7 protein-coding genes are annotated in these 8,260 nt (G+C 68.9%); 2 read left to right on the top strand and 5 right to left on the bottom strand.

Annotated elements, in window-relative coordinates:
- Together FNH08_RS01595 and FNH08_RS01590 are read left to right on the top strand one after the other, a co-directional pair.
- Positions 1 to 611, top strand: a 611-nt coding sequence (locus FNH08_RS01595) for a lactonase family protein (RefSeq protein ID WP_152769404.1), incomplete at its 5' end; no start/stop codon positions are given.
- 89 nt (positions 612 to 700) lie between these two features.
- Positions 701 to 1,426, top strand: a complete 726-nt coding sequence (locus FNH08_RS01590) for a GntR family transcriptional regulator (protein ID WP_152769403.1) — start codon at positions 701 to 703, stop codon at positions 1,424 to 1,426.
- Here FNH08_RS01590 and FNH08_RS01585 read toward each other — a convergent pair.
- From FNH08_RS01585 to FNH08_RS01565, 5 genes are all read right to left on the bottom strand, one after another.
- On the bottom strand, positions 1,384 to 3,060 hold the full coding sequence (locus FNH08_RS01585; RefSeq protein ID WP_152769402.1) for a sodium/solute symporter: 1,677 nt from the start codon (positions 3,058 to 3,060) through the stop codon (positions 1,384 to 1,386). The genes FNH08_RS01590 and FNH08_RS01585 overlap by 43 nt on opposite strands.
- 151 nt (positions 3,061 to 3,211) lie before the next feature.
- A complete protein-coding gene (locus FNH08_RS50515; RefSeq protein WP_194238328.1) occupies positions 3,212 to 3,874 on the bottom strand; it encodes a hypothetical protein in 663 nt (220 codons plus the stop codon).
- Positions 3,875 to 3,892: 18 nt separating this feature from the next.
- Positions 3,893 to 4,693: an SGNH/GDSL hydrolase family protein gene (locus FNH08_RS01575; protein WP_152769401.1), complete on the bottom strand. Its 801-nt coding sequence runs from the start codon at positions 4,691 to 4,693 to the stop codon at positions 3,893 to 3,895.
- A 51-nt stretch (positions 4,694 to 4,744) separates the two neighbouring features.
- Positions 4,745 to 5,776: a LacI family DNA-binding transcriptional regulator gene (locus tag FNH08_RS01570; protein WP_322723465.1), complete on the bottom strand. Its 1,032-nt coding sequence runs from the start codon at positions 5,774 to 5,776 to the stop codon at positions 4,745 to 4,747.
- Complete coding sequence (locus FNH08_RS01565) at positions 5,773 to 8,175, bottom strand: glycoside hydrolase family 2 protein (protein WP_152769399.1); 2,403 nt, start codon at positions 8,173 to 8,175, stop codon at positions 5,773 to 5,775. Before FNH08_RS01565 ends, FNH08_RS01570 begins: the two co-directional genes overlap by 4 nt.
- Positions 8,176 to 8,260: the final 85 nt, after the last annotated feature.

Genomic DNA, 8,260 nt, shown 5'->3' with positions numbered 1-8,260 from the left:
ATCACATCCCCATCGCCCCCGGCGGCCACCACGTCCACGTCCCCGACAAAGGCACCGACCGGATCCACCACTTCACCTATGACTCCTCCAGCGGACACCTTCTCCTCTCCTCGCCCGCGGCCACCACGGTCCGCGCCGGCGCCGGGCCCCGCCACATCGCCTACCACCCCCGCCTCGCCCTGGCCTACGTCGTCGACGAACTCAGTTCCCAGGTGACCGTCCATCGCATCGACCCCCGCAACGGGTCCCTGGTTCCGCACAGTTGGGTGCCCACCCTGCCCTCGGACTTCACCGGCGACAGCACCGCGGCCGAGATCCAGCTGTCGTCCGACGGGCGCCTGCTGTTCGCCTCCAACCGCGGCCACGACAGCATCGTCACCTATCGCGTCGACGGTGACGGCACCCCGCACAGTCCCCGTTGGAGTCCCACCACGGGGCAGCAGCCCCGGTTCTTCGCCCTCGATCCGACCGGCAGTGTCCTGTACGCGGCGAACCAGGCTTCCCACACCATTTGCGCCTTCCGCGTCACCCGCGCCGGGCACCTGGAGCAGACCGGGCGGGTCATCCGTACCGGTTCTCCCGTCTGCGTCGTGTTCAGCCACCTCATCTGAGGCCGTTGACGGAGTGCAAGCAGGCGAGCGGTCCCATGGGGCTAGGCTGTATACATCTGGGAATTCCGATGGTGACGGCAAGGAGCGACATGGCCCGCGCGACCGGGAAGAGCGAGGCCGTCTACGAACGGCTCAAGCAGGACATCGAGTCCTTGCGGCTCAAACCGGGAGCGAAGCTGAGCGAGATCCAGCTCGGCGAGGAACTCGGTGCCTCCCGCACCCCCGTGCGGGAGGCCATCCGACGTCTTTCCCGCGAAGGACTTGTCGACTTCGCGCCTGGTGAGTTGGCCCGGGTGGCGGCCATCTCGCTGGGTGGCGTGCGCTCCCTGTTCGAGTTCCGGATGACGCTCGAATCCGAAGCGGCCGCACAGGTGGCGGCACAAACCCAGGTACAGGAGCGTGCTCTCGACGCCTTCCAGCAGTTGCTGTCTCAGTTGGAGATGTTCGAGGAATCGTTCCGGGCGATGGACGCCGCCCAGCAGGCCCGGTCGTTCCAGGATTTCTACACGCTGACCGAAAGCTTCGACCAGCACATCATCGCTTTCTGCCGGAACCCCTATCTCGCCCGCGCGATCCGCGAAATGCGCAGTCAGAGCCTGCGGTTGCGTCACCTGTCGCACACCGGGCCCAGCCGGATGCTGACGAGCCTGGACGAACATCGTGTGATGATCAAGGCGATCGTGAACGGTGACAGCCCGGCCGCCGCGGCAGCATGCCGCCACCACCTCACCCAGACCCTTCAGGCCCTCATCGACAGCCTGATCGGGGCCCCCTACGAGGCCGGCGTCGAGGTGCGCCTGGACTCCGCAGGCTGAACGGCGCTCACCGCCCAGCCCAGCAGGAAGCCCACGGGAACCGAGAGCAGGGCTATGTGCTGCAACGGCAACCAGTGAAAGTCCTGCCCAGACAGCAGCGCGACGGGACTCCCGGACACGCTCAGACTGAGAACTTGCAGGAAGAGGCAGCATCCGAGGGAGCCGTAGAGCGTTGCGTAGAGGCCTGCCTGCGTGAACTTCTTCCAGAGCAGGCTGTACACCAGGGCCGGCAGTACGGTGGATGCCCCGAGGGAGAAGACGAAGGACGTCAGCGGTGCGATGCTCCAGCTGTGGAGCTGAACCGCCAGGAAAAGACTCAGGGCGCCGGATCCTATGATGAACCAGCGGGCCAGATTGATCTCCCTCCCCTCGTCCGATTCGGCACTTCGACGAGCTTCGGAAAAGTCGTGCGCAAGTGAGCCGATGGCGAGGGTGAGACCGGATGTGGTGCTGAGCGCGGCGACAAAGACCGCGCAGGAGACAAGGGTGAGCAGAGTGTCTCCCATGGTTTCGCCGCCCAGGCTCTCCGACAGCTGGAACAGCGCCGACAGGTTCTCTTGATCGTCTGCGACGAGGGTTTTGCTGCCGATCACTCCGGCAGCACTCAGTCCGGCGAGCACGGTGAGGAAGGAGAAGGCGGACAGGACAACGGCCGCCACCGCCAACCCCCGCCGCACGGACCGCCCGTCACGAAAGACGTTCACACGCATCACGACGTGAGGCAGGACCGCCGAACCAAGGGCTACTCCCACGCACAGCGAAAGCACATCCAGAATGCCTTCCGATGAGTCTCCGTACAACTGCCCGGGAGAGTAATACGATTGAGAATCTCCACTCTGCTGGCCGGCGCGCTCGAATATGGTAGCGAAGCCCCAGCCCGCTTGACGCAGAACATAGTTGACCAGCACCAAAAGGGTGAAGAGCAACAGTACGATCTTGATGATCTGCATGATGCTCGTTCCTCGCATGCCGCCGAAGGCAGCAAAGGTGATGATAAGCGTGCCGATCATCACTGTGCACACTTGCGAGGCGAATTCGCTTTCCACGTCCAGGATGTAAGCGGCCGCGTCTCCTGCCACCGTGAGCTGGATCACGGTCATCGGGACGCAGATGGCAACCGTGATCGCAGCCGCCGCAATGCGGGTCCTGGATCCCGGGAAACGGCGTGCCAGAACGGCGCCGAGGGTGAAGCTGTCCGTGGCGCGGAGCGGCTCGGCCAGAATCACGAGAACCGCAGGGGCCGCGGCCAGGCTGACTGCGACGAGTATTCCGTCGAAGCCGCCGACAGCGACCGCGCTCACCGCTCCCAGAAGTGCGCTCGTCGGAACCCAGTCACCGCACAGTGCCAGGGCATTCCGACCTGTTGAAAGATTTCTGCTGGCGCTGAAGAACTCGGACACGGTGTCATTTCTGATACCGACGAAGAGGCAGAGCAGAAACGAGAGGATCATGACGGTCATGAAAGCCGAGACCGGCGACATCAGTCCGCCGAATGAATCGGCCAGGAAATGAGGGGATGTCATGCGCTTCGCAACCGCCTGCCCGTACTGCGGACCTTGATCGGCCTTTCGGGCATGCTGCTTGGGGACATGTGGTGACTCCTGCTGAGGATGCTGATGAGTGGGCAGGTGCACGCGGCGGCCCGGCGATCGGGCGGTGGGGAGCCGGGAGCACGTCCGGGAAGGCGGCTGGTGCCGACGGCAGAGCGGGACGTGTCGGTCAGTTCATGGCCGACCACGCGGGCTGAGCACGCCGAGGAGTCGGCGCGCCACGGGTGATGTGCCGTCATGTGCCGAATGCGCGCGACAAGTATCCGGAGAACCGTGACACCGGGTCTTCGTTGGACCTGTCCAGAATATTTGGGATTTCTTTGTGCCGGGTGTGCAGGATCGGCAGGAGCGGCGCCACATGTGAGCTGCGGCGGGCAGGCGGTCCACCGTGTCCCAGCCGTACCTCCTGCCGCTTCCGCCACCGAGGAAGAGCCGGGCCGGTGTCGTCCTGGGAGCCGTAGGCGGGGTCATGGTCGTGGTCGGCAAGGTCGGCACCCAGCAGCACGCCGAGAGCGCCGTGGGCGGCCCTGGCGTCCGGGCGGACGTCGCGATCTACACGCCCGTAGACCAACACCGGCGCGCTGATCAGCGAGATCGACCCCGCAGTCTCCTCCGGGGACGCCAGGGACGTGGATCTGGCGGCCTCGCCGAGCGGACCCTCCGGATCCGGGCCGAGCTTCGGCAGTCCATCAGATGAAGGAGGCCGGCCGCGGCGCTGCGCGCCGGAAACGCCACCGCGAGTTGCGACGCCCAGGGCACCCGGATCGTTGTCGCCGTCGGCCGCGTCACGGTGATTGCCGACGGCGGCTACCGCGGAACTGACTTGGTCATCCCACATCGCCGGGTACTCGAGGAGACACCAGGTCAGCGAGCACAGCCGGGACCATTTGCGGGACATCGCCCGCAGCGTCCGGGATCAAGCCTTCAGATGGTCGACGATGGCGTCGGCGGTGGCGCGCATTCCTTCGGCGTTGGGGTGGAACGGAGCCGTGCTCCTGATGTGCCGGAGTCGGTCGGGGAGCCCCACCACCCAGGGTCGCGCCGAACCCAGCGCATGGTCACGGCTGTGTTCCGCCATCGGCACGAGGTCCGCGCCGGACCGGGCCGCGGCGGCCTCGAATACCTGGGAGACCTGTCGGCCCAGGCGGCGCAGTCCGTCGACGCTCGCCTCGTCGAACGGCGTCGCCCGGCTGTGGCGGGTGTCGGTTCCGACGACGGTGAGGTAGTCGACGAGGAGGATCCGGGCGCCGGGCGCCCGGCCCCGGGCCGCGTCCGCCACCCGGACCAGGTTCGCCGTGGCGTCCTCCAGTGCCTCGGCGGTCGGGTCCGGTATGCGCGGCCGGGGCAGTACCGGCCGCAGCGGGAGGGTCCAGGGAGATGCGGACAGCCGTGCGGCGATGCCGAGCGCGTACATGCTTCCTATGTAGTTCAGGTCGTTGCCGCCCACGGTGATCGTGACCAGGTCCGCGTGCGACGGCAGCCCCTGGAGCTGCGGCGGGAACCAGGTCCGCGTACTTCGCTGGGGAGTGTCCAGCACGGTCTCCGTCGTGGCGCCGGACACCGTCAGATCGGTGAGCCCGGCGCCAAGCCGTTCGGCGACCAGACGGGCGTAGTTGCGGGCCGAGCGTCCCGCCGCCCGGTTCTCGACCGGCTCGATTCCCGGGCCCGCGGCGAACGAGCTGCCAAGGGCCGCGACATGACGGATGTCAGAACTCATCGTTCCTCGCTGTGGGGGCGCATGCGGTGAGGACCGGGTCCATTTCCATTCCTATCTCCGCGGTGGTGCCGTGGATCCCCTTGGGGTGAGCGATGGCGTGTCGACCTGGTGGGACGGGGGTTCCTCGCCGTCGATCATCGCGACCAGGGTCTGTGCCACGTCGGCGCCGAACCCGTGCACGTCGTGGCTCATCGCGGACAGCGTCGGATGGGTCAGCCGGCACAGCTGGGAGTCGTCCCAGGCGAGCAGGGAGAGGTCACGCGGCACGGCGAGGCCCAGTTCGGTGGCGACGGCGGCGCCGGCGACGGCCATGATGTCGTTGTCGTAGAGGATGGCCGTCGGCCGGTCGGCCCTGAGCAGCAGGGAGCGGGTGGCACGGGCGCCTTCCTCGCCCTCGTACCCGGTGGCGATCTGCAGGTCGCCGACCAGCCCCAGTTCACGGGTCGCCTCCGTGAACGCCCTCGTGCGGATGGCGCTGTGGCCGAGGCCGACGGGCCCGCCGACCCGCGCGATGCGCTGGTGGCCCAGCGCCGCCAGATAGCGGACGGCCTCCGCGGCGGCGGTGGCGTCGTCCGTCCACACCGAGGTGAAACCGCCGGTCAGCGACGGGTGGCCGACCGCGACCGCGGGCAGCCCGAGAGCCCGCAGCGCGGGGACCCGGGGGTCGTTCTCCCGGAAGTCGACCAGGATCGCACCACCGATCTGCCGGGCCTGCCACCACCGCTGGTGCAGGGCGATCTCCTCGTCCACGTCCCGCACCAGGTGCAGCAGGAGCGAGCAGGACCGCTGGGTGAGCACGCTCTCGACCCCGGAGATGAACTCCATGTAGAAGGGCTCCAGGCCCAGCAGCCGGGCCGGGCGGCAGATGGCCATGCCGACGGTGTCCACCCGGGTGCCGGACGACAGACTGCGGGCCCGGACGTTGGGTGCCCAGCCCAGTTCCTCGGCCGCCTGGAAGATGCGGTCCCGGGTGGCGTCGGACACCCCGGGTTTGCCGTTGAAGGCGAGGGAGACCGCTCCTTTGGAGACGCCGGCCCGGGCGGCCACGTCCTTGATGGTGACGCGTTGGGTGGGTGCGCTCACGCCGGTTCCACACAGAAGAACGCCGAGCGCGCCTGTCCGGCGTCCGGTTCGGGCCAGCCGTGGACGCGAATCCTGGCCCGCTCACCGGCGAGCAGGGTGATCAGGCCGGTGTCGGCCACGGCGTCGGGGGCGAGCCGGTCGGGCTGCAGGAGAAGGTCCCGTACGAGGGTGTGTGCTGTCACCACGACGTCGACTGTACTGACTTCGCCGGTGACCGGTTCCACACCCACGTCGAACTCCGGGCGCGGGTACGGGAACTCCCGGTCCGGCACGGGGAAGTGCAGCGCGCGCAGTCCGTCCACGTCCGCCACCAGGAACTCCCGGTCCCCGCCGATCGTGAGTCGGTCCGGCAGCGGCGTCCGTACGGCCCCGTTCGGCGGTACGTCCACAGTGAGGGGTGCCTCGGCCGTCACCGATCCGTCGGCGGTCATCCGGCGTACGGCGACCTCGGCCCGCCAGGGGGCGGCCGACTGGTTGACGAGGCCGAGCACGACGCCGTCCGGGGCGGGCTGGAGGGTGAGCAACCGGTCGGCGTACAGGCGCCGGAGCTCGTGGTGGAGCGGCTTGAGCCGGCCGTCACCGTCGATGGCCGACCAGGAGCTGACCGGCCAGCAGTCGTTCAGCTGCCATACGACGGTGCCCGCGCACAGCGGCCAGTGGGAGCGCCAGTGCTCGATGCCCGCGGCAACGGCCCGGGCCTGGACCAGTTGGGTCAGATAGTGCCAGCGGTCGAAGCCCGCCTCGGTGGCTTCCGGGAGCACGAAGTGGCGTTCGGCCCCGCGGTCGAGTTTGCCGTTGCCGTCCTCGGCCTTCTGGTGGTGCAGCACGCCGGGTGAGTGGGGGGCGAGTGCCTCCCCGGGGAGCGCGCGGCGCAGCGTGGCCAGGGCCGGCGGCGCCTGCCAGCCGAACTCGGCGACGAAGCGGGGCACGCTGTCGCGGTACTCCGCGTAGTCCCGGCGGTTCCACACCTCCCAGGAGTGGTGGGTGCCGTGCGCCGGGTCGTTGGGGTGGTGGTCCCAGGTACCGGACCAGGGGCTGCCCGCGGTGTAGGGCCGGGTCGGGTCCAATTCGGCGACGACTCGCGGCAGCAGATCCAGGTAGTACCCCCCGCCCCAGGAGTCACCGGCGAGTTCGGACTCCCAGCCCCAGTCCCGGAAGCCCCAGAGGTTCTCGTTGTTGCCGTTCCACAGCACGAGCGAGGGATGCGGCATTAGCCGTACGACATTCTCCCGTGCCTCGGCCTCCACCTCGCCCCGCAGCGGCTGTTCCTCCGGGTAGGCGGAGCAGGCGAACAGGAAGTCCTGCCAGACCATGAGGCCGAGTTCGTCGCACACGTCGTAGAAGGCGTCGTCCTCGTAGATGCCGCCGCCCCAGATCCGTACGAGGTCGATGTTCGCGTCCGCGGCCTGGGTGAGGCGGTGCCGGTAGCGCTCGGGGGTGATGCGGGAGGGCAGGACGTCGTCGGGGATCCAGTTCACGCCGCGTGCGAAGAGGCGTGACCCGTTGACGACGAGGGTGAAGCCGGTGCCGTGCTCGTCGGCGGTGCGGTCCAGTTCGACGGTCCGGAAGCCGACCCGCCGCCGCCACACGTCGAGCGCCCCGCCCTCGTCGTACAGCGTCAACTCGACCTCGTACAGCGGCTGTTCGCCGTACCCGCGCGGCCACCACAGTCGCGGTTCGGGCACGTCCAGGGTGAGGATCGCCTCGGTGCCCTCGAAGGTGACCTCGGTGTCGACGCCGGCCACCGACGCCCGCGCGGTCAGCGGGCGGCCCGCGCCGGTGGCCGTGCGTTCCACCGTGAGGTGCGCCTCCACCCGGCCCCGCGCTCCGTCGACGGTGACCAGGGGGCGGACCTGGGTGATCCGCGCGGTCGACCAGTGTTCGAGTCGGGCGGGCCGCCAGATCCCGGCGGTGACGACGGTGGGGCCCCAGTCCCAGCCGAAGCTGCAGGCCATCTTGCGGATGTACTGGGCCGGCGCGGGATAGACGTTGGGCCGGTCGCCGACCGTCTTCCGTACCGCCTCCGCCTCCTCGCGGGCCGGGGCGAAGCGCACCTGGAGTTCGCCGCCGCGGCCGGTGACGTCGAAGCGGTGGGAGCGGTGCATGTTGCGGGTCCGGCCGAGCACCTCTCCGTCCAGGGTGATCTCGGCCGCGGTGTCGAGGCCGTCGAAGACCAGGTCCGTGCGCTCGTGAGCGGTCTCGGCCGCGAGCCGGGCGACATAGGTCCAGGCCCGGTCGCCCACCCAGGCGACCTCGTGCTCGGCGGTGCCGATGAAGGGGTCGGGGATGAGCCCCGCGGCCAGCAGATCGGTGTGGACGCAGCCCGGTACGCGGGCGGGCAGCACCGCGTCCTCGTGGCGCAGCCCCCACCCGTCGCCGAGCAGGGTGACGTCCTTCATGTGCGGCTCCCTCACGTGAGGCAAGGTCGGTTCGGATTGCTTCGCATGCCAACCTAGCCGTCAGGGACAACGCTGTCCATAAACC

The sequence above is a fragment of the Streptomyces spongiae genome, assembly GCF_009377185.1.
Taxonomy (GTDB): domain Bacteria; phylum Actinomycetota; class Actinomycetes; order Streptomycetales; family Streptomycetaceae; genus Streptomyces; species Streptomyces spongiae.
Note: the sequence above shows the minus strand (reverse complement) of the source record. Positions and strands in the feature narration are given on the sequence as shown.

Excerpts from the sequence above, each read along its gene's own strand:
- FNH08_RS01590 (WP_152769403.1), top strand. The coding sequence starts at position 701 with ATGGCCCGCGCGACCGGGAAGAGCGAGGCCGTCTACGAACGGCTCAAG.
- FNH08_RS50515 (WP_194238328.1), bottom strand. The coding sequence starts at position 3,874 with ATGTCCCGCAAATGGTCCCGGCTGTGCTCGCTGACCTGGTGTCTCCTC.
- FNH08_RS01575 (WP_152769401.1), bottom strand. The coding sequence starts at position 4,693 with ATGAGTTCTGACATCCGTCATGTCGCGGCCCTTGGCAGCTCGTTCGCC.
- FNH08_RS01565 (WP_152769399.1), bottom strand. The coding sequence starts at position 8,175 with ATGAAGGACGTCACCCTGCTCGGCGACGGGTGGGGGCTGCGCCACGAG.